Origin of the sequence: Phreatobacter stygius, assembly GCF_005144885.1 — a bacterium.
Classification (GTDB): Bacteria; Pseudomonadota; Alphaproteobacteria; order Rhizobiales; family Phreatobacteraceae; genus Phreatobacter; species Phreatobacter stygius.
In genome coordinates this window covers 4,111,703-4,134,925 of the sequence record NZ_CP039690.1, presented here as the reverse complement: position 1 = coordinate 4,134,925, position 23,223 = coordinate 4,111,703, and the positions used below count along the sequence as shown (strand labels likewise).

Genomic DNA, 23,223 nt, shown 5'->3' with positions numbered 1-23,223 from the left:
TTCAGCCCGGTATTCGCCCCACCGGCACGGGCACACGACGCCCGTCGATCTCGGTGATGGCGCAACGCAAACGGAAGACATCCGCCAGCAGCCGGTCGGTCAGCACGGTGGCAGGCGGCCCATCCGCGACGATCCGGCCGGCATCCATCACGACAATGCGGTCGGCAAAGCGCGCGGCAAGGGTCAGGTCGTGCAGGACGGCCACGACAATACCGCCGGCAACCCCAACCGCGCGCAGCAGCTCGAGCACGCCGAGCTGCTGTGCCGGATCGAGCGCCGCCGTCGGTTCGTCGGCCAGGATGACCTGCGTTTCGGTCGCCAGCACCCGCGCCAGCATGACGCGCGCCCGTTCGCCGCCGGACAATGCGGTGACCGGCCGGTCGGCGAAAGCGCCGAGATCGAGCCGGTCGAGCGCCCGCGCGACCGCTTGGGCATCGGCGGCGGTCGGCCGGCCGAACGGATCGCCGTGGGGCAGTCGGCCCAGTGCCACCGCATCGCGCACCGGCAGGGCCCAGGCAACCTCGGCGCGTTGCGGCAGGTAGGCGAGGCGCCGGGCACGCGCCTCGGCCGGCAGGCGGGCGAGGTCGGTGCCGCCGAGCCTGATCACGCCGTCCGACCGCGTGAGGCCGGCAATCGCCTTGAGCAGACTGGTCTTGCCGACGCCGTTCGGGCCGACAATGGCCAGGAAGGTGCCGGCCGGGACCACCAGCGACACGGCCTCGACGACCGCCTTGCGGCCGAGCCGGACACCGACATTTTCGAGCACGAGGCCGCTCATTGGCCGGCCTCCAGGCGCCGCTCGCCGAAGATCCGCCAGAGCAGGAAGGGCACGCCGATCAGCGCGGTGATCACCCCGGTCTTGATCTCGGTGGTGGCGGGAATGAGCCGCGCCAGAATGTCGGCGGCAGTCAGCAGGGCCGCGCCGGCGAGCGCCGCCGGCAACAGAATTCGCCCGGGATCGGCGTTTACGGCGCGCCGGACCAGATGTGGCGCGACCAGGCCAACGAAACCGATGGCGCCGGCGACCGACACCGCCGCCCCGACGCCCAGCGCCAGACCAAAGGTGACGGCGATACGGGCCCGGCCGAGATGGGCACCAAGGCTCGCCGCCACTTCCTCGCCGAATGTCAGCGCCCGATAGACCTTGGCCTGGGAGGCCAGCAGGACCGCGCCGGCGGCCATGAACGGGCCGGCGATCGCAATGTGGACGAAGGAGCGGTCTTCGAGCGAACCGAGCAGCCAGAAGGCGATTTCAAGGGCCGCGAAGGGATTGGGCGCGAGATTGAGCACGAGCGCGGTGCCGGCGCCGAACAGGCTGGCCAGCGCTATTCCCGCCAGCAGCAGAACGGTGAGGCTGGCATGCGGGCCGGCCACCAGCAGCAAGGCTGCGACGGAAACGAAGGCGCCGGTCATGCCGGCGACCGGCAGCCAGAACGACAGGGCCGACGCGCCGCCCAGCGCGAGCATCGCGGCCGAGGCGAAGGCAGCGGCCGAAGGCGCGCCGAACAGGGTCGGCTCGGCCAGGGGATTGCGCACCAGCCCCTGCAATGCCGCGCCGGCAAGACCCAGTGTGGCGCCGATCATCAGCGCCAGCAGGGTGCGCGGCAGACGGATCTCGGTGACGATGATCGCTGCCGTCGTGTCGCCACCGATGAGACCCGAGACCACGTCGACCGGCGACAGCGGCACCGGGCCCGCCAGAAGCGACAGGCCGGCGAGCACCAGGCAGATCGGGACGAGAATGGCTGTCACGCGCGGTTCCGGGGGCGGCCTGGGGTGCGTCCTCGATAGGGCTGGCCCCTAGACGCGCCGGAATGTCAGATAGCACGGGTTCCGGCCCTCGCGCAGGGCCTTGGCCTCATAGCGGGTGGATTCCCAGCCGACCCATGGCGTCGTCCAGTCGCGGGCCTTTTCGGCGGCGAAGGCGAAGGACGGCGAGCGCATCAGGCGCGCGAGCGTCCATTCGGCATAATGGTCGATATCGGTGGCGAAGCGGAATTCCCCGCCTGGCTTCAACAGGCGCGCGATCGCCGCGACCGTCGTGTCGGAGACGAAGCGGCGCTTGTGATGGCGGCTCTTCGGCCAGGGATCGGGATAGAGCAGATAGACCAGTTCGAGGGAGGCTTCCGGCAGCCAGGCCAGCACCTCGGCGCCGTCACCGGTGTAGAGGCGGACATTGCCGATCGCCTTGCGCTCGATCTCGGCCAACATCTTGGCCATGCCGTTGACGAAGGGCTCGACGCCGATGAAGCCGAGACGTGGAAAAGCCAGCGCCTCGCGGACCAGATGTTCGCCGCCGCCGAAACCGATCTCCAGCACGACGCCCTCGACCGGCGCGGCGAACAGGACCTCGGGCGTGGCGGGAGCGGCGAGATCGACCGCCAGACGTGGCAGCAGCGTGTCGATCAGGTCGGTCTGATGGGCGCGCAAGCCCTTGCCTTTGCGCCGCCCGAAGAACGAGCCCTGCCCCGCCAGTCGTTTCTCGTCGCTTGTCATCGGTGGTCCGGGCGTTCCTGGCCCGGATTTCTCACACCGGCCATCGCGGCGCGACCGCAACGGCGGCCGTAGCACGTGTGAGAAATCCGGGCTGGATATGACGAAGGGGGCCTGGAGGCCCCCTTCGCTCAAAACGGATGAGGCGTCGCCCGATCAGGCGAGCGCTTCCTTCAGCTTGGCCACCAGGTCGGTCTTCTCCCAGGAGAAGGAACCGTCGCGGCCGGGCTTGCGGCCGAAATGGCCATAGGCCGAGGTCTTGGCATAGATCGCCTTGTTGAGGCCGAGATGCTCGCGGATGCCGCGCGGCGACAGGTCGAGAACCTCGCCCAGCACCTTCTCGAGCCGCGCCTCGTCAACGCCGTTCCGGCCGGTGCCGTGCAGGTCGACATAGATCGACAGCGGCTTGGCCACGCCGATGGCGTAGGACAGCTGAATGGTGCAGCGGTCGGCAATCTTGGCGGCGACGACGTTCTTGGCGAGATAGCGCGCGGCATAGGCGGCCGAGCGGTCGACCTTGGTCGGATCCTTGCCGGAGAAGGCACCGCCGCCATGGGGCGCGGCGCCACCATAGGTGTCGACGATGATCTTGCGGCCGGTCAGGCCGGCGTCGCCATCCGGGCCGCCGATGACAAACTTGCCGGTCGGATTGACGTGCCAGACGGTGTCCTTGGTGATCCAGCCTTCCGGCAGGGTCGCCCGGATATAGGGCTCGACGATCTTGCGCACGTCGGCCGAGGTCAGCGTCTCGTCGAGATGCTGGGTCGACAGGACGATCTGCGTGACGCCGACCGGCTTGCCGTCCTCATATTGCACGGTGACCTGGCTCTTGGCGTCCGGGCCGAGCTTGGCGGCCGGTCCCTCACCCTTCTTGCGGGCAATGGTCAGGTCTTCGAGGATCTTGTGGGCGTAGTAGATCGGCGCCGGCAGCAGTTCCGGCGTCTCGCGGCTGGCGTAACCGAACATGATGCCCTGGTCGCCGGCACCGACGTCCTTGTTGCCGGTCTCATCGACGCCTTGGGCGATGTCGGCGGACTGGGGATGCAGCAGGACGTCGATCTTGGCCTTCTTCCAGTGGAAGCCCTCCTGCTCGTAGCCGATGCTCTTGATCGCCTTGCGCGCGGCCGATTTGACCTTCGACTTGATTTGCTTCTCGGTCAGGTTGGTGCGCACTTCGCCGGCGATGACGACCCGGTTGGTGGTGGCGAGCGTCTCGGCGGCCACACGGACCTGGGACGCCGGCAGACCAGCCTTGGCGGCTTCCTTGAAGAACAGATCGACGATCTCGTCGGAGATGCGATCGCAAACCTTGTCCGGATGACCTTCGGACACGGACTCCGACGTGAAGAGATAGGAACTGCGGGACACTAAACGTCCTCCAGAGGCAATGTCCCGCGCAAGCGGGACGAGGCGCCGTCGCATCGGTGGCGCCGTGAACCGGGATCCTTCGATCGCACCGCCGATGAAGCGCGACCGCTCGGGCAATGCACATGGCATCACGTCCCGAGCGGGCGAGGTTCTGGCAATAGCTTGTCCGACGGTCAAGCCCGAAAACGTCAAAAAGGCCGTTTCGTTCGCAAAAAAGAACGGAAGATGCGTTCCGAGCCTTCCGGCGAAGGCTGCCGCCTCGGGTTTTGAGCCGTCATTCAGCCCGTCATTGCGCGACCTGGTCCTCGCCGGCGATCGCATTGATCAGGTCGACGACCTTGCGGCGAACCTTGGCATCCTTGATTCGGATGAAGGCGCGGTTGAGGGCAAGGCCTTCGCTGGTCGACAGGAAATCGGCGACATAGGAGGCACCGCCGGTGACTTCCTGGAAGCCGCCGTCCGGGCCAGGCTCGCCGGAAGGCGCACCCTCGAAGAAGAACGACACCGGAACCGACAGGATCGCCGAGATCTGCTGCAGGCGACTGGCTCCGATTCGATTGGTCCCCTTCTCGTATTTCTGAACCTGCTGGAATGTCAGGCTGAGCCGCTCGCCGAGCTTCTCCTGACTCATCCCAAGCATCATGCGACGCATGCGAACGCGGCTGCCGACATGCTTGTCGATCGGGTTCGGTGCCTTCTTGATCATACGATGTACTCCGTACCCCCATCACCCATGCTGGACACGCCGCCGATCCCCGGCGTGGATTTTATGCACGCGGACCTGATGCGAGAGGGATGATGATACCACTTGCCCCAGTGGTGACCAATCACAACCTCCACTATCCACAATCGCGTTATGGCCAATTATCCGTGGCCGTACAAGGCGCCCAGAAACATCTCGTACAGACACCAATCGATCAAATTCTCCCGGTTCTGCCCCGCCGCCGCAGCACAACCAGCAATAACCCGATCCAGGCGACCCAGAGCGGCACGTGGCCGGCACGCGCAAACACCGTCCGCGGCAAGGCGGCCGGCAATTCGGCGTCAAGGGCATCGCGGGTCCCGAGCGGCAGCGACCTCGTGATCCGGCCGAGCGGATCGATCACCGCCGATATGCCGTTATTGGCGGCCCGCACCACCGGCAAGCCTTCCTCGATGGCGCGAACCACCGTCTGGTGCAGGTGCTGGTAGGGCCCGGGGGTGAAGCCGAACCAGGCGTCATTGGTGACATTGAGCAGCCAGCCGGGCCGACGGTCGGGCGCCGTCACCTCGCCGGGAAAGATGATCTCGTAACAGATGAGAATGCCGACCGGCGGGGCACCGGGCAGATTGATCGTGTGGCGACGGTCGCCTGCCGAAAAGCCGCCCTGCACGCGCGTGATCGCCTCCAGCCCCATGGCCTCCAGCCGGTCGTGGAACGGCAGGTATTCGCCGAACGGGACCAGATGGACCTTGTCATAGGTATTGGTGATCGCACCTTGATGGTCGATGACATAAGCCGAGTTGAACACACGGGGCAGGCGCCGGCCGGGCAGCGGGGTGTCGGCGCGGGCGGCGCCGGTGATCAGCGTCGTGCCCTCGGGGATCAGATTGGCGATGCGGGTCAGCGCCTCGGGATCGTACATCAGGAAAAACGGAAAGGCCGATTCCGGCCAGATCAGATGCGTGACATCCTTGATGCCCATGCGCTCCGGCGAGGATGCCTTGTCCGAAAGCTCGGCATAACGCGTGAGAATCCAGTCGCGCGCCTCGGCGCGGAAACGGTCATCCTGGGGGATGCCCGGCTGGACGATGCGCAGCTTGACGCCGTCCACCATGGTGACCGGGGTCGTCGAGACGCGCCAGCCGCCATAAAGCGCCAGGCACATCAGCGCCAGCACCGCACCGGCCGGCACGGCGACCCGCCGCGAGCCCTCGTCCGGATCGTCGCCGAGCATGCACGGGCTGGCAAAGACCAGGACCGCAACCAGGGTCAGGCCGTGGATCCCGACGAGTGCGGCCGCCTGGGCAAGCCAGAGATACTGGGTCAGCGCCGAGCCATAGGGGTTCCATGGAAAGCCCGTCAGCACCGTGCCGCGCAGATATTCGGCGGCGCCGAGACCAAGACCGAGCGCCAGGATGCGCCCGGCGCCCGGCCGCCAGATCAGCCGCGCGAAGGCGGTGCCAAGCGCCGTGAACAGTGCGAGCCCGGCCGGCAGCGCCATGACGGCCGCCGGCATGAGCCAGGCAAAACGATCGGCCTCGACCAGAAAGGCCGAGCCGATCCACCACAGGCCGGCAAGATGATAACCGAAGCCGAACCACCAGCCGGTGCGGCCGGCGGCCAACAGGGTGCGCCAGCGGCCGCCCGCCGCCGAGGCGCCGTCGAGCAGCCAGACGAGCACCGGAAAGCTGATCGCCAGGACCGGAAAGATCCCGAACGGCGGCATGGCCAGCGCGCCGAGCGCACCGGCGCCGAAGGCCAGCGCCGCGCGCTGCCAGCCCCAGGCCAGAATGATCGCGCGGGCGGCGTGCTGGATCATCCGGGCGAGCGGCCTGGCGACGACGGTCGCGATTCGGCAAGGCTTGACGACATGCCACCCGTGTCGACCAGTGCGGCGCGGCGGTCAAGCACCGCGCCCAAGCTAGGTCGTGCACTCTTAATGGATGGCGTCACGATGGGGCCAAAATGGTCGAGGGCCGAGAAACACTGGTAATTTGGAGAAGTGCGCAGCCCGATGTCGTCCATCGGGCAAGCGCTTCGACGCGGCCATCGACCATTTTCGCCCCACCGCGAAGCGGCGCGGTCCTTTTGGCCGGCTGGTGCGTCGACTTACCCCGGCAAACCAATTGGTTTGCCTTGAGCAAGCCGAGAGGCTTGCGCCGGCAAGCCTCCTGCCATCCGGCCAAAAATCCTCGCGTCGTGACGCCATCCATGATGAGTGCACGACCTAGTGCCCCTCACGGAGCACCTCCGGATCAGGTGGCTCTCTCGCCGCCCCGCGGCTCGGCGGCCGGCGTCGGCGTCGGCTCACTGGCCGGCAGTTGGGCGGTCGGCGACGGGGAGGCCGGCAATTGGGTCGCCTGGGCCGGCAGCCGGTCGAGCGCCGGCACCGGAAGCTCCGCGAGCGCCGCCGGAGCCTCGACCAGCGGTGCCACTTCTTCCTCTTCGTCCTTGCGCCGGGTCAACCGTGCCGGCTTGGCGATCAGGCCGCGGCCGCGGGTGATCTTGACGCGCTTGACCCTGCGCGGGTCGGCATCGACCACCTCGAACTCGAAGTCGCCGCGTCCGGCCACCACTTCACCACGAACCGGCACATGGCCAGCAAGCACGGTCAGGTAGCCGCCGAGCGTATCGACCTCGTCGCTGACCTCCTCGCCGGGATCGAAATCCGGGCCGAGGCTGTCGCGAACCTCCTCGAGGGTTGCCCGCGCATCGGCGATATAGGCGCCGTCGGCGATGACCGCGATGGTCTTGCCGTCGTCGACGTCATGTTCGTCCTCGATGTCGCCGACAATGCTCTCGACAATATCCTCCATGGCGATCAGCCCGTCGGTGCCGCCATATTCGTCGACCACCAGGGCCAGCTGGATGCGGGTCGCCTGCATGCGGGCAAGCAGATCGATCGCCGGCATCGAGGGCGGCACGAACAGGATCGGCCTGATCAGCCGGCTCGACGACAGCGCCACGGCAAGGTCGACGGCGCCGAGATCGAGGGCCCCGGATTTGGCTTCCGCCTTGGCTTCGCCGCGGGTTCCGGAGCGGCGCTTGCGCGAGGCCTTCTTCGCCTCGTTGAACAGGTGGGTCACCAGGTCCTTGATGTGAACCATGCCGACCGGGTCGTCCAGCGTGTCGTCGAACACCACCAGGCGGGTATGGCCGGCGTCCTCGAAAGCCTGCATCAGGGCGCCGAGCGACATGTCCTTCTGGACCGCGACGATATCGGCGCGCGGCTGGGCCAGATCGCCAACCCCGCTCTCGCGCAGTTCCAGGATGTTCTTGAGCATCGAGCGCTCTTCCGGCGTGAAGCCGGCGGAGGCGGGCGCATTTTCCTCGAGCACTTCTTCGAGGTTGCGGCGGATCGAGGCGTTCTGCCTGAGGCCGAGCCGATGGCGCAGGCGGTCGATCCAGCGCTCATGGCGTTCCGCGGACTTGTCGGTCTCGGCGGGCGCGGTATTTGGCAGTGTTGGGCTTGCGGCTTCCGCCGCGGTGGTTCGGTATCGACTGTCGCTAGGGTCAGGCATGGGGTCCATCGGGCATGATGCGCCCGGTCGCGTGGGGGTCCTTGATGCCAAGGCTGGCAAGGACTTCGGTCTCGATGCGTTCCATCGTCACGGCTTCGGCTTCAGTCTCGTGATCATAACCCAAAAGATGCAACAGCCCATGGATCGTCAAGTGGGTCAGGTGGTCGCTGACCGCAATATCCTCGTCGGCGGCTTCCTTGACCAGCGTTTCATAAGCAATGATCACGTCGCCGAGCATCGGGCCGTGGGTCGCCGGGAAGGACAGCACATTGGTCGGCTTGTCCTTGGCGCGATAGTCCCGATTGAGCCTTTTCACCTCGGCGTCATCGGCCAGCGCCACCGACAATTCGGCATCCGGGGGCGGCTTGACCTCCGGATGCGCGACGGCAGCGGCCACCGCCCGATGTACCGTCTCTTCGGCATCGGCCAGGCCCTTCCACAGGTCGGAAAGCAGCGCGATGTCGGTCTGGACCGGGGCTTCCTGAAGCGGGTCGTAGCTCATTCCTGGCGCATGCGCTGCGGCATATGAGGCGCCTTGTGCTCGCCGGCACGGGTTGCCGCTTCATAAGCCTTGACGATCCGGCCGACCAGTTCGTGACGGACCACGTCGTCCTCGGTGAAATAGGCCTGGGCAATGCCCGGAACGCCATCGAGCAGGTCGAGCGCCTCGGTCAGGCCGGATTTCATGCCGGGCGGCAAGTCCACTTGCGTCGGGTCGCCGGTGATGATCATGCGCGAATTCTCGCCAAGCCGGGTCAGAAACATCTTCATCTGCATCGAGGTGGTGTTTTGAGCCTCGTCCAGGATCACCACGGCATTGGTCAGGGTGCGGCCGCGCATGAAGGCGAGCGGCGCGATCTCGATCATGGTCGACTGAATGCCGCGTTCGACCCGCGGCGCGTCCATCAGATCGTAGAGCGCATCATAGATCGGCCGGAGATAGGGGTCGACCTTCTCCTTCATATCGCCAGGCAGGAAGCCGAGCCGCTCGCCGGCTTCGACCGCCGGCCGGGTCAGGATCAGCCGATCGACCAGCCCCTTGTCGAGCAGGGCAACCGCCTGGGCGACCGCCAGCCAGGTCTTGCCGGTACCGGCCGGGCCGATGCCGAAGACCATTTCATTGCGCTTCAAGGCCCGGATATAGGCATCCTGCGCCGGCGTGCGGGCGCGCACCGTGCGCTTGCGCGTGACGATTTCCTCGTGACCGATCCTCGGTTCGCCATCCGCCTCGAACAGCGAGCCCTGGGAGGTGGTCATGCGGATCGCGCCGTCGACGTCACCGAGCGTGATGTCGTGACCGGCCTTGAGCCGTCCATAAAGGTTCTCGAGCACGCTTTTCGCCTGCTCGCCCAGTTCGGGCGGGCCTGCCAGGGTGACGTGATTGCCGCGCGCGGTGGCCTGGATCCTCAGGCGCTTCTCGAGGAAGGCGAGATTCTGATCGTATTGGCCGAACAGGCGGCTGGCGAGACGGTTGTCGTCGAAAGCCAGCGTGATTTCAGCTTCATCTTGGGAGTCGTGCGTCGAAAGCCAGGGAATGTTTTGGCCGCTATCCGGCCCGAAGCCACCCGCACCAGGATTTTTCAAACCATCGATCCTTCCTTTGAAAGGTTCACTCCGCCGCCTGCACTGCCTTCATATGGAGAGCATTTTCGAGAACGCCATTAAGCGAGTTTGTCTGCGTGCCGATGATTCGGACAGCTGCGATTGTCCCGGCAAGTGACGACGGTGCGATGACCTGCACCGGCGACAGGTAAGGCGAGCGTCCGACCATCTGGCCGGGATTGCGGCCGGGCTTCTCGAAGAGAACGTCGATGACCTGGCCAACCAGGCTGTCCTGGAAGGCCCGCTGCTGCGCGGTGACCAGGGCCTGCAGGGCATGAAGCCGCTCGGTCATCAGCGCATCAGGCAGCTGGCCCTCGATGGTCGCGGCCGGCGTGCCCGGCCTTGGCGAATATTTGAACGAATAGGCCGCGGCGAAACCGACCCGGCGGATCAAATCCATGGTGTCGGCAAAATCGGCATCGGTCTCGCCGGGAAAACCGACGATGAAATCGGACGACAGCGCCACGTCGGAGCGGGCGGCGCGCACCTTGTCGATGATGCGGAAATAGTCGTCGCGGGTATGCTTGCGGTTCATCGCGGCGAGCATGCGGTCCGAACCGGACTGCACCGGCAGATGCAGATAAGGCATCAGTTCGGGCAGATCGCGATGCGCCGCGATCAGGTCGTCGGTCATCTCGCTGGGATGGCTGGTGGTATAGCGCAGCCGCGCGATGCCAGGCACCTCGACCAGCCGGCGCAACAGCCGCGGCAAGGTCCATTCCGAGCCGTCGGGGCTCTCGCCGTGATAGGCGTTGACGTTCTGGCCGAGCAGCGAGACCTCACGCACGCCGGCCAGCGCCAGCTTCTCGACCTCGGCGATCACCTGCGCCACGGGCCTAGATGTTTGATCCCGGGCTTTGATGGTGCAATCTCGATGCAGGAATCGAGGGACGCGCTATGGGCCAGGTTCTCCACGGGAGCGCCACGACGACTGAGGCGGTCCGTCGAGCGATACAACATAGTCAAGAGAGCCTGAGGGCTCTGTCTAAGCGCTACGGGATTAACCAGAAGACGGTCGCGAAGTGGAAGAAGCGGACCTCGGTGACCGATGTGCCGACCGGGCCGAAGAACCCGACTTCGACAGTGCTGACGATTGAGGAAGAGGCCGTGATCGTCGCCTTCCGGAAGCATACTTTGCTGCCGCTCGACGACTGCCTCTATGCGCTACAGCCGACGATCCCGACGCTGACGCGGTCATCCCTGCACCGCTGCCTGCAGCGTCACGGGATCAGCCGCCTGCCCGAGGTCGAAGGCGAGAAGCCGGCGAAGACGAAGTTCAAATCCTATCCGATCGGCTTCTTCCACATCGATATCGCCGAGGTGCAGACCGCTGAGGGCAAGCTGTACCTCTATGTCGCCATCGATCGCACGAGCAAATTCGCCGTCGTACAGATCGTCAGGAAGACGGGGCGGACCTCCGCGTCAGCCTTCCTCTCGGCCTTGATCGAGGCCGTCCCCTACAAGATCCATACCGTTCTCACCGACAACGGCATCCAGTTCACCTTCCCGCCACGGTATGCCGATGGTCCGACGGCGCGCTACGTGACGCACATGTTCGGCATGCGCTGCCAGGAGAACGGCATCGAGCACCGCCTCACCAAGGTGAAGCACCCTTGGACGAACGGCCAGGTCGAGCGCATGAACCGCACCATCAAAGAAGCCACCGTCAAGCGTTACCACTACGACAGCCACCGGCAGTTCGAAGCGCATCTCGCCGACTTCGTCAGCGCCTACAATTTCGGGCGGAGGCTGAAGACCCTCAAGGGCCTCACACCCTACGAATTCATCTGCAAACTCTGGACAACAGAGCCTCAACGATTCAGGCTCGATCCACTCCATCAAATGCCGGGACTAAACACCTAGAGACCTCGGCGCCGCGCGTATAGGGCACCACGCAGAAGGTGCAGAACTTGTCGCAGCCTTCCTGAACGGTGACGAAGGCCGAAATGCCGCGAGCCCGGGTCTTCGCATGGGCCGCGTCGGGCAGATGGCGGAACTTGTCCTCGACCGGGAATTCGGTATCGACCACGCCGGGTTTGACGGCGGCACGCGCCACCAGGTCCGGCAAGCGGTGATAGCTCTGCGGCCCGACCACCAGGTCGACGGTGCGGGCGCGGCGAACGATCTCCTCGCCTTCGGCCTGGGCGACGCAGCCGGCAACGCCGATCAGCACCTGGCGGCCCTGGACCTTGGCCTCCTCCTTGAGTGCGCGCATGCGGCCGAGTTCGGAATAGACCTTTTCGGCGGCCTTTTCGCGGATATGGCAGGTGTTGAGCAGGATGAGGTCGGCCTCCTCCGGGCTCGCCACCTCGCGATAGCCCTCGGCACCCATGACATCGGCCATGCGTTGGCTGTCATAGACATTCATCTGGCAGCCGTAAGATTTGACGAAGACGGTCTTCGGGCCAGCCGGCCGAATGGCGTCCTCGGTCATCTCACGAACAGGGCTTGGCGTCGTCTCGCTCATCACATGCTCTTCGATCAAGAGCGGCGATATAGCGGATTTCCGGCTCGACCGGGAGTGCTTCCTTGCGCTCCCGGTCGCGGGCCTGCCGGCGCCCGCGGCCGAGGAGGCCGCGGTCGTTCAATCGACGTCCGCCATTCAATAGATCTGGGCGGTCGGCCGGACCACGATCTCGTTGACGTCGACATCGCCGGGCTCGGCAATGGCATAAGCCACCGCGCGCGCGATGGCGTCGGCGGGCAAGAGGTCGCGGCGGTAGTCCTCGATCGCCGCCCGCCGCAGTTCCGGATCCGAGATCGTGTTGGCGAGCTCGGACCGGGTTGCCCCTGGCGCCACCAGCGTGACGCGCACCGCCGGCCCGACCTCCTGGCGCAGCCCCTCGGAGATAGCCCTGACCGCATATTTGGTGCCGGAATAGATCGCCGCGGTCGACACGATGCGCCGATCGGCAATCGAGCTGATGTTGACGAAATGGCCGGAACCCTGGGCGGTGAAGACCGGCAGGGCGGCCGCGATGCCATGCAGCACGCCCTTCAGATTGACGTCGATCATCCGATCCCATTCGTCGACCTTGAGATCGCCGATCAGCGACAGCGGCATCAGGCCGGCATTGTTGACCAGCACATCAAGGCGGCCGAAACGCTCGAGCGCGAAGCCGATGAAGGCTTTCATGTTGGCACGAGACGTCACGTCGAGTGCGGTGAACGCCGCGCCACCGTCGGCGGCGGCGATTTCGGCGCCAAGCCTTTCCAGGCGATCGGTGCGACGGGCACCCAGCACCACGCGGGCACCCTGGGCGGCGAGCCGCCGGGCAATGGCCTCGCCGATGCCGCTGGAGGCGCCGGTCACGGCCACGACTTTTCCGTTCATGTCCTGCATGAGATCAGTCCAGGCTTTTTGAGGGGGAACGAGGTCCGGTCGAGGCCGCGCTTCGGCCTACCACGTCATTCGCGGCGGAATTCGTCGCCGCCGACGCTCAGCACGCCATTGCTGATGATGCCTGACGCGGTAAAGCCGGAATCGTCGACGAAATGGAGCTGCGGCCCCCTCACCTCATAGCGGCCGCGATAGGCGCTGCGGCGCTGGCCGCGCGCCTCGTCGTAGCGGCCGTCGGCCAAGAGCTCGAGGCGGATGAAGCCATTGGCAGTCACCCACATGCCAACGACCGTCTGGCCGGTGGGCGCCGCGCTGCGTGTGGCCGCAGGAGCCGGGACAGTCTCAGCGATCGCCAGTTCAGGACCGGCCGACATCAAGCTGGCGACGCTCGCCGCGAACATGGAGTTGAATCGGGTGGATGTGCTGGTCATCGGGAACCTCCTTGGCGCGGCGGGATGCCGCCGACGCCCGGACGCTAGGCGTTGACGAAGAAGGACACGAGCGCATAGATGTCAGGTAAAGAATGAGCCTGGATCATCCATGAGCTTTGATGGACGGCTGCTCAGCGGCATTGGCGTCCTGGCGGCGGTGGTCGAAGCCGGCAGCTTCGTGCGCGCCGCCGACACGCTCGGCCTCACCCAGTCAGGCGTCAGCCGGGCCATCGCCCGGCTCGAGCAGCGCATCGGCATCCGCCTGCTGCACCGCACCGCCCGCGCGGTCTCGCTGACCGACGAAGGCCGCCGCTTCTATGACGAGGTTGCGCCACTGCTGCAGGGCATCGAGAGCGCCGCGACGATCGCGGCAGGTGCCGGGGCGGAGGTGCGCGGCCGGCTGCGCGTCAATGTCGACCCGCCGTTCGGGCACTACCTGCTGACACCTCGGCTGCCGGAATTCCTCACCCGCTATCCCGAACTCTCGGTCGACCTGTTCGTGCGCGATCATCTTGGCGACTTCGTCGGCGAAGGCTTCGATATCGCGATCCGTTTCGGCGAGCCGGAGCCGTCGGGCCTCACCTGCCGCCTGTTGATGCGAGCCAAGGTCCTGACCTGTGCCGCACCTGACTACGTCGCACGCAATGGCAAGCCGGAGCACCCGCGCGAGCTCGTCGACCATGACTGCCTGCTGATCCGCGATCCGACCACCGGCCGGCCGTTCGGCTGGGAATTGCGCCGGGGCGAGGATATCGTTCCGGTGGCGGTGCGCGGACGCCTGATGGTCAATGACAGCGAGAGCCTGATCGCCTCCTGCCTCGGCGGCCAGGGCATCGCCCAGCCGCTCGACTTCATGGTGCGGGACAAGCTGGCCGACGGGCGTCTGGTGCAGCTGCTGCCCGACTGGTCCGACGAGACCTTTCCAGCCTACCTGTTCCACCGCGCGCAGGGGCTGCCGACCGCCAAATTGCGCGCTTTCATCGATTTCGTGACGCGGATCGTCTGAGCCGATCCGGCAGCGCGGCAGGCCGCCCTCACCTCAGCCGCGGGTTCAGGGCGTCCCTCAGCCAGTCGCCGAGCAGATTGACCGACAGCACCAGCGCGGCGAGCGCAATGCCGGGGAAGATCACCACCCACCATTCGCCGGAGAACAGGAATTCATTGCCGATTTGGATCAGCGTGCCGAGCGACGGCGTGGTCGGCGGCAGGCCAACGCCGAGAAACGACAGCGTCGCCTCGGTGATGACCGCCAGCGCCAGGTTGATGGTGGCAATGACCAGGACCGGCCCGGTGACATTGGGCAGCACGTGGCGGAACAGGATGGTCGGTTTCGACAGGCCGATCAGCCGGGCCGCCTGGACATATTCCTTGTTGCGCTCGACCAGCGTCGAGCCGCGCACGGTGCGGGCATATTGCACCCAGAACGACAGGCCGATGGAGATCACCAGAACCCAGAAGATCAGCACGTCGGAGCGCCGGCCGCCGACCAGGGCGTGCATGGTGCCGTCGATGAGGAGCGCGGTGAGGATCGCCGGGAAGGTCAGCTGCACGTCGGCGATGCGCATGATGACGCTGTCGGCGGTGCCGCCGAAATAGCCGGCGATCAACCCCAGAACGATGCCGATGGTGGCCGCCAGCAGCACGCCGAGAAAACCGATGACGATCGACACCCGCATGCCGAACAGCACGGAGGAGAAGACGCAGCGGCCCTGCTGATCGGTGCCCAGCGGAAACCGCCATTCGCCGTCGGCCGCCCAGAATGGCGGCTTGGAGCCGTCGAGCAGGCTGAGCGTTTCCGGGTTGAACGGGTCGTTGGGGGCGATCCAGGGCGCCAGCAGCGCGGTGACGATCAGCAGCAACGCGATAAAGGCTGCCAGCATGGTCACCCAGGAGCGGGTGAACGAGTGGAAAATGTCGGAATCGAAAAAGCGCGCGGCGAGCGACCGCTTGGCCGGAACGCGCGGCTGACCGTTCAGCGACTTGGCGTCTTCAGGAATGACGGACATGGGCCAGCCTCACGACGCCCGCCCGGCGATCCGGATACGCGGATCGACGGCGACATAAAGGAGATCGACGATCAGGTTGATCAGCACGAACAGGGTCGCGACCAGCAGGAGATAGGCCGACATGATGGGGATATCGACGTTCTGCACGGCCTGCAGGAACATCAGCCCCATGCCCGGCCATTGGAACACCGTCTCGGTGATGATGGCGAAGGCGATGATCGAACCGATCTGCAGGCCGGTAATGGTGATGACCGGGATCAGCGTGTTCTTCAGCGCGTGGCCGAAATTCACCGCCCGGTTGGTCAGGCCGCGGGCGCGGGCGAACTTGATATAGTCGGTGCGCAGCACTTCCATCATCTCGGAGCGCACCAGGCGCATGATCAGCGTCATCTGGAACAGGCCGAGCGTGATCGCCGGCAGCACCAGCGAGCTCCAGCCCTGGACGGTCAGGAAGCCGGTGGTCCACCAGCCGAGATCGACGACCCCCTGGCGGCCGAAGGATTTCAGCACGCCAAGCGTCACCGGGAAGATGAAGATGAGCAGGATGCCGATCAGGAAGGTCGGCAAGGAAATGCCGATCAGCGACACGGTCTGAAACAGTTTCGACAGCCAGGAATGCGGCCTCAAGCCCGAATAGACACCCATGGGAATGCCGGCGAACAGGGCGAACAGGGCCGAGACCAGCGCCAATTCCATGGTCGCGGGGAACCGCTCGCCGATCAGCTTGGAGACCTTCTGCTTGTTCTGGTAGCTGGTGCCGAAGTCGAATTTTGCGGCGTTCCAGACGAAGCGGACGAATTGCACCGGTATCGGATCGTCGAGCCCGAGCTGGCGGCGAATCTCGGCGCGCTGCTCGACCGTCGTATCCTGGCCGACCATCTGGTTGACGGGATCGCCGACGAAACGGAACAGCGAGAAGGCGATCAGCGAAACGGTCAGCAGGACGACGACGGCCTGTGCGAGCCGGCGCAGGATGAAGGCGAGCATAACATCCCTCTAAGTCATGGGGAGCGGCTGATGCCGCTCCCCTTGAAGGTCCAGACTGGCCGGGCGAGGGAACGTCCGGCCGGACGGGATCAGCGCTTGGTCACCCAGTGGAACAGGAACTGGTTGTCGGCGCGCTGCGCGAGCTCGACATTCTTGGCGACACCCCAGGCCAGCGTCTGCTGGTGCAGCGGGATGTGGCTGACCTCGTCGGTGATGATCCGATAGGCCTCGGCGATCAGCGCGGTGCGCTTGGCGATGTCCGCCTCGACCAGGATCTGGTCGGTGAGGGCATCGACGCGCGGGTTGCAATAGCCGCCGAGATTGGTGGCGCCTGCGCCGCCCGAACCGGTGTCGTCGCGGCAGCGGACCAGGTTCTGCAGCACGTTCCAGGAATCGAACGAGCCGGGGGTCCAGCCGAGCAGGTAGAACGAGGTGTTGTAACCACCCGACGCCAGGACCTTGGCGAAGAACTGCGCGCGCGGCACGGCCTGAAGATTGATCTTCACGCCGATGCGGGCGAGCATCGCCACCACGGCCTGACAGATCGCGCCGTCATTGACATAGCGATCGTTCGGGCAATCGAGGGTCACCTCGAAGCGGGTATTGTCGGCGCCGCGCGGATAGCCGGCTTCGTCGAGCAACCGGTTGGCGCCGGCCAGATCGACGGCTGGACGCTGGAACTCGCCGGCGCGTTCGAACAGCAGCGGCGAGATCAAGAGCGGCGTCGGCGCCGCGGCGCCACGCATCACCTGGCGGCGGATCGCCTCGATATCGATGGCCTGGTAGAAGGCGCGGCGCACGCGCACATCCTTGAAGGGGTTCTTGCCCTTCACCGACGAGCCGGTGAGCTCGTCACGCCGCTGATCGAGCTGCATGAAGATGGTGCGCAGTTCCGGGGCTTCCATGACCCGGGCATTGGGGCTCGCGTTGATGCGCGGAATGTCCTGCAGCGGCACGGGATCGATGACGTCGACCTCGCCGGAGAGCAGCGCCGCCACACGGGTCGGCGCCGAGGTGATCGGCGTGAAGATCACCTCCTGCAGGTTATGCTCGACCTTGCCCCACCAGGCCGGGTTCTTCACGAACAGCGTGCGTACGCCGATCTGGTGCTGGGTGATCCTGAACGGGCCGGTGCCATTGGCGTTCAGCACGGCATAGCCGGGCGTGGTCGCGGCCGGCGCGCTCGGAGCCACGGCGTTGTTCGCCTCGGCCCACTTCTTCGACATGATGTACCAGGTGTCCCACTCGTAGTGCAGGATCGGGTTCGGCGACTTCAGCTTGAAATCGACGGTATAGGGGTCGACCGCCACCACCTGGATGCCGGCATCGATGCGCGAGCGCAGGTCCGACGTGTCGGCCCGGACGCGGTTGGCCGAGAACACCACGTCTTCCGAGGTGAGATCCTCGCCGTTGTGGAACTTCACGCCGCGGCGCAAATGGAAGCGCCAGGTCAGGCCGTTGTCGAGAATTTCCCAACGCTCGGCCAGACCCGGAATGATCTTCAGGTCGCGGTCGCGCTTGGTGAGGCCCTCATAGACATTGCCCTGCAGGGCAAGCGTGGTGGTCTCGTTGATGCCGTAGGGATCGAGCGTGTTCAGGTTGCCTTGGAACGCATAGCGCAGCGTCTGGGCGTTCGCACTGGCGGCCCCCAACGCAAGGGCCAAAGCGCCGGCGAAAAGCGCAAGCTTCAGTTTCATCATGTCTCCCCTCTGTCGAGGTATCCCGCGGCCACGCTTTGTTGAATTGAGAGATTTCCCTGGCCGGCCGGGCGCTACCTTAGACAGGACATCGCCAGTCGGGGAAGAGGGCTTGTGCGCAAAGCCTAGCCTTGCTCACACATCGGGCAAAATCGGGAAATTCTGCTCAAAACAGGCTCGAATTGAGTCATTTCATACGGTTTTTCGGCGCGCGCGCGCCGATCGTTCAGCGGCTCTCGCCGGTGGTAGAAGAAAATTCTCGCCCCGCCGCCCAATCGTCGGCCCATTTGTGCAGGGGCAGGACCAGGGTCAGCAAGGCGGCGCCGTCGGCACTGAGCCGGTAACCGTCGTCGCCGTGATCGACGATGCCGGCCGCACGCAGCTCCTTCAGGCGTCCGTTCAGGACGCTCGGATTGGTCTCGGCCGCGGCCTGCAGCGCCCGAAAGGTCATCGGCCGTTCGGCCAGCGACAGCTCCCAGAGCAGTCTCAACGCCATGCGCCGGCCCAGGAGATCGAGCAGGACCATGATCGGGCGTCCGGAACGCGAACCACGTACGGCCCGCCCGGGATACGGCGTCATGTGCTACACTTTCCATAGCGCGTGAAATGATCTATTGCTATTCAATCCATAGCACGGAGCCGACCGATGTCACGCATGTCGCCCGCCGAGCCGCCCTATCCAGACGATGTCCAGGCGCGGTTGAGCCGGATCATGCCACCGGGCGTGCCACCGCTCCGTCTGTTCACCACGCTGGCGCGCGACCCGCGGCTGTTCGAGCGGTTCATGAGCGCCGGCCTCATCGACCACGGCAACCTGACCCTGCGCCAGCGTGAGATCGTCATCGACCGGGTCACCGCGATCAGCGGCTCGGAATATGAGTGGGGCGTGCATGTCGCCCTGTTCGCCGCGCGCGCCGGGCTGTCGGAGGCCCAGACCCGCGCCACCGTCCGCTCCGGTCCCGACGATCCGGTCTGGAGCGACGAGGACCGCCTGCTGATCGGCGTCGTCGACGCGCTGCACCGGGACTGCGACATCGATGACGCCACCTGGCAGGAGCTCAAGGCGCGTTTTGCCGACGAGGCGATCCTGGAGATCCTGATGCTGGCCGGCTTCTATCGCATGGTGAGCTATCTCACCAATGCGCTACGCCTGGCGCCCGAGGCTTTCGCGCCGCGGTTTCCGGCCTGAGCCGACAGCTGGAGGTCGACGCTATTGGGGGTCGAGCGGGGTGGTGCCGGACGGCGTGCCATCGGCGGCCAAAGTGATCTTCTGAACCCGCGCTTCGGCGTCGCGCAGCAGCGCCTCGCAGCGCTTCTTCAAGGCTTCGCCACGCTCATAGATGGCGATCGAATCCTCCAGCGGCACATTGCCGCCTTCGAGCTTCTGGACGATGGATTCAAGCTCTGCCAGCGCCTTCTCGAACGGAAGCGCCGCCACGTCGGCATGTTTCTCGGCCATGGAATGCCCTCCGGTCGCAGGTGGTGATGCGTCACGAAAAAACGGTCTTGGGGAATCGAAGCGCTTCCCTCTTAGCGCATCCGCGCGCCTTCGTGCATCCGCCGACGAAAAGCCCGCGGCCAGCGGGCAGGAGCCGGCCGCGCCGCTAGCGCTGTTCGGCCGCGATGCGCAGGCCAAGACCGACGAGCAGGACACCGGTCACCGCTTCGACGGTGCGGCGGACCCCCGGAAGACGCAGGACGTCGCCGAGCCTCGCGACCAGCGCCGCATAAAGGGCAAGCCAGAGGAAGGTCATCAGCGCGAAGACAAGACCGAGAAACAGCAGCGCCGAGAAGGTCTCGCCGCCGGCCGGGACGAATTGCGGCAACAGGCTGGAGAAGAAGACCGCCATCTTCGGATTGCCGAGATCACTGACCAGGCCTTGCCGGCATGCGGCCGAGGGCGTGATCCGGCGCTGCGGTGGCTGTCGGGGGCCGCCCTGTCCGGGCGCAAGCGGCGACGGTCGGAAGGCCTCGCGCAGCGCCTGGATACCGAGCCAGACGAGATAGGCGGCACCGGCATATTTGACCGCCAGAAACAGCGGCTCGGAAGCAACCAGGACGGCCACCATGCCGGCGCTGGCGGCCAGCGCCCAGACCACCTGGCCGGCGGCAATACCAAGCGCCGTCGACACGCCGGCGGCGCGACCGCCGAACAGGGTGTTGCGCAGGGCGACCGCGGTATCCGGCCCGGGCACGACAATGACGACGATCGAGACCAGCATGAAGGACAGAAGATCGGGCATGTGGTGCGCCCCCTGTTGGCGAGCCGTGCCCTTGGCGCGGCCATGCGTTGCCGACGGCTTCAGCCGCGCATCAGCGCCATGACATGGGCCGCGACCGAGCGGCCGAGCCCCTCGAGGTCATAGCCACCCTCCAGCATGGAAACGATGCGGCCGCCGGCGGTCTGGTCGGCAATCGCCATGATCTCCCTGGTCGCCCAGCCGAAATCCGCCTCGGTCAGATTGAGATTGGCCAGCGGGTCGCGCTGATGGGCGTCGAAGCCGGCCGAAATGATCACCAGATCCGGGCTGAAGCCGCGCATGCGCGGCAAGATCGCCTGCTCGAAAGCCTGGCGGAATTCATCGCCACCATCGCCGGCCGACAGCGGCGCGTTGACGACCTGGTCATAGGCGCCGGTCTCGCGGGCAGCACCCGTGCCGGGATAGAGCGGCATTTCATGGGTCGACAGATACATCACGCTCGGATCGGACCAGAAAATGTCCTGGGTACCATTGCCGTGATGGACGTCGAAATCGACAATGGCGACCCGCTCGACGCCGTAAACCGCGCGGGCGTGGCGCGCCGCGATGGCGGCATTGTTGAACAGGCAGAAGCCCATGGCCGTGGTGGTCTCGGCGTGGTGGCCCGGCGGGCGGGTCGCGACGAAAGCGTTCGACACCTTGCCGGCCATCACCTCGTCAACCGCGAAGACGCCGCCGCCGGCGGCGCGCAGCGCCGCCTCGTAGGAGCCCGGCGACAAGGTCGTGTCGGCGTCGAGATGAACAAAATCCACCAGCGGCGTGGCATTTTCGATGCGCTCGATGAATTCGGGCGGATGAACGCGGGTGATCGCCTCGACGGTCGCCAGCGGCGCCTCGTCCCGCGCGAGATCGGCGAACCGCTCGTGCTCCAGCACATGGGTGATCATCCTGAGACGATCGGGACGCTCGGGATGGCCATAGGGGGTGAGGTGGTCAAGGCATTTGGGATGCGACAGCACGAGCGTGGTCAATTGAAGCCATTCCTTCCCTGCCTCGGCCGGCCATTTGGCGGCGCCTGGAACGTTACAAGGTCCTTGGCGGCCCCAAGTTCCCTGCTGGTCTGGTTCGGCGGCCCGCTGGACGATCCTTGCCGACCATGAATATCCCATGGTTCCGATCTTGGCACCCCAATGCCACGACCGTGATTGCAAAGACGGTGATTATTCGCGAAACCGCGCGACATGGCTATTCCGCAAGGCCCGACCCTATGTCAGGCTCGCCGCAGTTCAGCCCGTCCCGCAGGGGATTGTCATGATCCGTGCCCTGATCCTCGCCGCCGCAGTGACCCTGGCCATGACGGCCTCGGCCGATCCCCAGGCACGGCCCGGCAGCGAGGAGGTCGACCTGCAACTGGTGCTGGCGGTCGATATTTCCTATTCGATGGATCCGGAAGAGCAACGCCTGCAGCGCGACGGCTACCTCCAGGCGATCGTCGCGCCGGAGGTCATGGATGCGATCAAGCGCGGCTTGATCGGCAAGATCGCCGTCACCTATCTGGAATGGGCCGGCGCTTTCGACCAGCAGGTGGTGGTCGGCTGGCGGATCATCGACGGTCCGGCAAGTGCTCAGGCTTTCGCTGCCGAACTGCAGTCCAAGCCGATCCGGCGCGCCTTCCGCACCTCCATTTCCGGCGCGATCAATGCGAGCGCGGCGCTGTTCGACACCTCGGGCCTGCGCTCGCAGCGGCGGGTCATCGACGTCTCCGGCGACGGCGCCAACAACAATGGCCCGCTGGTCGAGCCGGCGCGCGATGCGGCGCTGTCGCGCGGCATCACCATCAACGGCCTGCCGATCATGCTGAAGCGGCCGGACGCGCGCACCATGGATCTGGACAATCTCGACGCCTATTACCACGACTGCGTCATCGGCGGTCCCGGTGCCTTCGTCATCCCGATCAAGGATCCGGACGAATTCGTTCCGGCCACCCGGCGCAAGCTGATCCTGGAGGTCGCCGGCCTGCCGCCGCAATGGATCCTGCCAACCGGCGCGACGATCGCGCCGGCGCAAAGCGAGCGGATCGATTGCCTGATCGGCGAACGCATGTGGCGCGAGCGCTGGGATCGCAACTAGAATACCGACGCCGCGCACCGCGCAGCCCATGCCCGCCGGAGACGGACACAGATGTCGCTCGAACTCTACCTCGCCTATCTGCTCGCCTGCCTGGTGATCGTGCTGGTGCCCGGACCGACGGTCACGCTGATCATCGCCAACGGCCTGAAGCACGGCACCCGCGCGGGGCTCGCCAATGTCGCCGGCACCCAGCTCGGCCTCGCCATCATGATCGCGGTCGCCGGCATCGGCCTGAATTCGGTCATCGCCGCCATGGGTCACTGGTTCGAATGGGTCCGGCTCGCCGGCGCCGCCTATCTCATCTGGCTCGGCTGGAAGATGATCCGCAGCGCCAGGACCGACGGCGCGACGGGTGCCGCGCCGGCGGCGCCGCGCGGCGGCTTCTTCCTGCAGGGCCTGCTGGTCGCCCTCTCCAATCCGAAGACCCTGGTGTTCTTCGGCGCCTTCTTTCCGCAATTCATCGATCCGGCGCGGCCGCACGGCCTGCAGATCGCGATCATGGGCCTCACCGCCATGGCCTGTGCGGCGGTGTCCGACAGCGCCTATGCGATCATCTGCGGACGGACCAGCCGCAGCCTGTCGCAGGCGAGCATCCGGCTCATGTCGCGGATCAGCGGCGGCTTCCTGATCGGCGGCGGCGTCTGGCTCGCGGTGTCGCGGACGCGCTGAGAGATTTCGCTGGGCTGTCCCGCATGCCGTCCTCTTGCGTCGGCTGCGGCTTCGGGCTTGTCTTCGCCCCCGAAT

The 23,223-nt window shown here is 66.0% G+C and carries 23 protein-coding genes and 2 pseudogenes; 5 read left to right on the top strand and 20 right to left on the bottom strand.

Features of this window, described 5'->3' with window-relative positions:
* Position 1: 1 nt before the first annotated feature.
* The 10 genes and pseudogenes from E8M01_RS19445 to E8M01_RS19400 form a co-directional block, all read right to left on the bottom strand.
* Positions 2 to 778, bottom strand: coding sequence for an ABC transporter ATP-binding protein (locus E8M01_RS19445; protein WP_136961638.1), 777 nt, complete (start codon positions 776 to 778; stop codon positions 2 to 4).
* A complete protein-coding gene (locus tag E8M01_RS19440; protein ID WP_136961637.1) occupies positions 775 to 1,752 on the bottom strand; it encodes a FecCD family ABC transporter permease in 978 nt (325 codons plus the stop codon). Before E8M01_RS19440 ends, E8M01_RS19445 begins: the two co-directional genes overlap by 4 nt.
* Before the next feature lie 48 nt (positions 1,753 to 1,800).
* Positions 1,801 to 2,496 carry a tRNA (guanosine(46)-N7)-methyltransferase TrmB gene (gene trmB / locus E8M01_RS19435; RefSeq protein WP_136961636.1) on the bottom strand — a complete coding sequence of 232 codons (696 nt, stop codon included), beginning with the start codon at positions 2,494 to 2,496 and terminating at the stop codon, positions 1,801 to 1,803.
* A 153-nt stretch (positions 2,497 to 2,649) separates the two neighbouring features.
* The gene (metK, locus tag E8M01_RS19430; protein ID WP_136961635.1) at positions 2,650 to 3,861 is read right to left on the bottom strand and encodes a methionine adenosyltransferase; all 1,212 of its coding nucleotides are present in this window, start codon (positions 3,859 to 3,861) and stop codon (positions 2,650 to 2,652) included.
* 286 nt (positions 3,862 to 4,147) lie between these two features.
* Positions 4,148 to 4,567 (bottom strand): helix-turn-helix domain-containing protein, encoded by a 420-nt coding sequence (locus tag E8M01_RS19425; RefSeq protein WP_136961634.1) that lies wholly within the window; start codon positions 4,565 to 4,567, stop codon positions 4,148 to 4,150.
* A gap of 211 nt (positions 4,568 to 4,778) precedes the next feature.
* On the bottom strand, positions 4,779 to 6,383 hold the full coding sequence (lnt, locus tag E8M01_RS19420) for an apolipoprotein N-acyltransferase (RefSeq protein WP_136961633.1): 1,605 nt from the start codon (positions 6,381 to 6,383) through the stop codon (positions 4,779 to 4,781).
* Positions 6,384 to 6,819: 436 nt separating this feature from the next.
* Positions 6,820 to 8,085 carry a hemolysin family protein gene (locus E8M01_RS19415; protein WP_246088362.1) on the bottom strand — a complete coding sequence of 422 codons (1,266 nt, stop codon included), beginning with the start codon at positions 8,083 to 8,085 and terminating at the stop codon, positions 6,820 to 6,822.
* On the bottom strand, positions 8,078 to 8,587 hold the full coding sequence (gene ybeY / locus E8M01_RS19410; protein ID WP_136961631.1) for an rRNA maturation RNase YbeY: 510 nt from the start codon (positions 8,585 to 8,587) through the stop codon (positions 8,078 to 8,080). The genes E8M01_RS19415 and ybeY overlap by 8 nt, the downstream gene beginning before the upstream one ends.
* The gene (locus E8M01_RS19405) at positions 8,584 to 9,669 is read right to left on the bottom strand and encodes a PhoH family protein (RefSeq protein ID WP_136961630.1); all 1,086 of its coding nucleotides are present in this window, start codon (positions 9,667 to 9,669) and stop codon (positions 8,584 to 8,586) included. The genes ybeY and E8M01_RS19405 overlap by 4 nt, the downstream gene beginning before the upstream one ends.
* A gap of 25 nt (positions 9,670 to 9,694) precedes the next feature.
* Positions 9,695 to 10,534: pseudogene (locus tag E8M01_RS19400) on the bottom strand (MiaB/RimO family radical SAM methylthiotransferase); the annotation flags it as partial.
* Positions 10,535 to 10,584: 50 nt separating this feature from the next.
* Here E8M01_RS19400 and E8M01_RS19395 point away from each other — a divergent pair.
* Complete coding sequence (locus tag E8M01_RS19395; protein WP_136958885.1) at positions 10,585 to 11,550, top strand: IS481 family transposase; 966 nt, start codon at positions 10,585 to 10,587, stop codon at positions 11,548 to 11,550.
* On the opposite strand, the pseudogene E8M01_RS19390 reads toward E8M01_RS19395, so the two are convergent.
* The 3 genes and pseudogenes from E8M01_RS19390 to E8M01_RS19380 form a co-directional block, all read right to left on the bottom strand.
* A pseudogene (locus E8M01_RS19390) lies at positions 11,546 to 12,154 on the bottom strand (tRNA (N6-isopentenyl adenosine(37)-C2)-methylthiotransferase MiaB); the annotation flags it as partial. The gene E8M01_RS19395 and the pseudogene E8M01_RS19390 sit on opposite strands and share 5 nt — an antisense overlap.
* Before the next feature lie 135 nt (positions 12,155 to 12,289).
* Positions 12,290 to 13,030 carry an SDR family oxidoreductase gene (locus E8M01_RS19385; RefSeq protein WP_136961627.1) on the bottom strand — a complete coding sequence of 247 codons (741 nt, stop codon included), beginning with the start codon at positions 13,028 to 13,030 and terminating at the stop codon, positions 12,290 to 12,292.
* 65 nt (positions 13,031 to 13,095) lie between these two features.
* A complete protein-coding gene (locus tag E8M01_RS19380; protein WP_136961626.1) occupies positions 13,096 to 13,458 on the bottom strand; it encodes an Atu4866 domain-containing protein in 363 nt (120 codons plus the stop codon).
* A 109-nt stretch (positions 13,459 to 13,567) separates the two neighbouring features.
* On the opposite strand from E8M01_RS19380, the gene E8M01_RS19375 reads away from it, so the two are divergent.
* The gene (locus E8M01_RS19375) at positions 13,568 to 14,464 is read left to right on the top strand and encodes a LysR family transcriptional regulator (RefSeq protein WP_136961625.1); all 897 of its coding nucleotides are present in this window, start codon (positions 13,568 to 13,570) and stop codon (positions 14,462 to 14,464) included.
* A gap of 28 nt (positions 14,465 to 14,492) precedes the next feature.
* On the opposite strand, the gene E8M01_RS19370 is transcribed toward E8M01_RS19375, so the two are convergent.
* The 4 genes from E8M01_RS19370 to E8M01_RS19355 all read right to left on the bottom strand — a co-directional run bounded on the left by E8M01_RS19370 (position 14,493) and on the right by E8M01_RS19355 (position 18,674).
* A complete protein-coding gene (locus tag E8M01_RS19370) occupies positions 14,493 to 15,464 on the bottom strand; it encodes an ABC transporter permease (RefSeq protein ID WP_136961624.1) in 972 nt (323 codons plus the stop codon).
* A gap of 9 nt (positions 15,465 to 15,473) precedes the next feature.
* Entirely contained in the window at positions 15,474 to 16,451 is a 978-nt protein-coding gene (locus E8M01_RS19365; protein WP_136961623.1) for an ABC transporter permease, read from the bottom strand.
* A gap of 89 nt (positions 16,452 to 16,540) precedes the next feature.
* Positions 16,541 to 18,148, bottom strand: a complete 1,608-nt coding sequence (locus tag E8M01_RS19360; RefSeq protein WP_170181974.1) for an ABC transporter substrate-binding protein — start codon at positions 18,146 to 18,148, stop codon at positions 16,541 to 16,543.
* 226 nt (positions 18,149 to 18,374) lie between these two features.
* Positions 18,375 to 18,674, bottom strand: a complete 300-nt coding sequence (locus E8M01_RS19355; RefSeq protein WP_246088361.1) for a winged helix-turn-helix transcriptional regulator — start codon at positions 18,672 to 18,674, stop codon at positions 18,375 to 18,377.
* Positions 18,675 to 18,794: 120 nt separating this feature from the next.
* Between E8M01_RS19355 and E8M01_RS19350 the strand changes: the two genes are divergently transcribed.
* Positions 18,795 to 19,337, top strand: a complete 543-nt coding sequence (locus tag E8M01_RS19350) for a carboxymuconolactone decarboxylase family protein (RefSeq protein WP_136961620.1) — start codon at positions 18,795 to 18,797, stop codon at positions 19,335 to 19,337.
* Between the two features lie 21 nt (positions 19,338 to 19,358).
* Here the strand turns inward: E8M01_RS19350 and E8M01_RS19345 are convergent, their stop codons facing one another.
* The 3 genes from E8M01_RS19345 to E8M01_RS19335 all read right to left on the bottom strand — a co-directional run bounded on the left by E8M01_RS19345 (position 19,359) and on the right by E8M01_RS19335 (position 21,380).
* Positions 19,359 to 19,607 carry an exodeoxyribonuclease VII small subunit gene (locus E8M01_RS19345; protein ID WP_136961619.1) on the bottom strand — a complete coding sequence of 83 codons (249 nt, stop codon included), beginning with the start codon at positions 19,605 to 19,607 and terminating at the stop codon, positions 19,359 to 19,361.
* Positions 19,608 to 19,752: 145 nt separating this feature from the next.
* Complete coding sequence (locus E8M01_RS19340; protein ID WP_136961618.1) at positions 19,753 to 20,391, bottom strand: LysE family translocator; 639 nt, start codon at positions 20,389 to 20,391, stop codon at positions 19,753 to 19,755.
* A 59-nt stretch (positions 20,392 to 20,450) separates the two neighbouring features.
* Complete coding sequence (locus E8M01_RS19335; protein ID WP_136961617.1) at positions 20,451 to 21,380, bottom strand: histone deacetylase family protein; 930 nt, start codon at positions 21,378 to 21,380, stop codon at positions 20,451 to 20,453.
* Positions 21,381 to 21,660: 280 nt separating this feature from the next.
* Between E8M01_RS19335 and E8M01_RS19330 the strand changes: the two genes are divergently transcribed.
* A complete protein-coding gene (locus tag E8M01_RS19330; RefSeq protein WP_136961616.1) occupies positions 21,661 to 22,479 on the top strand; it encodes a DUF1194 domain-containing protein in 819 nt (272 codons plus the stop codon).
* Between the two features lie 51 nt (positions 22,480 to 22,530).
* Positions 22,531 to 23,148, top strand: coding sequence for a LysE family translocator (locus E8M01_RS19325; RefSeq protein ID WP_136961615.1), 618 nt, complete (start codon positions 22,531 to 22,533; stop codon positions 23,146 to 23,148).
* The last annotated feature ends 75 nt before the right edge of the window (positions 23,149 to 23,223 follow it).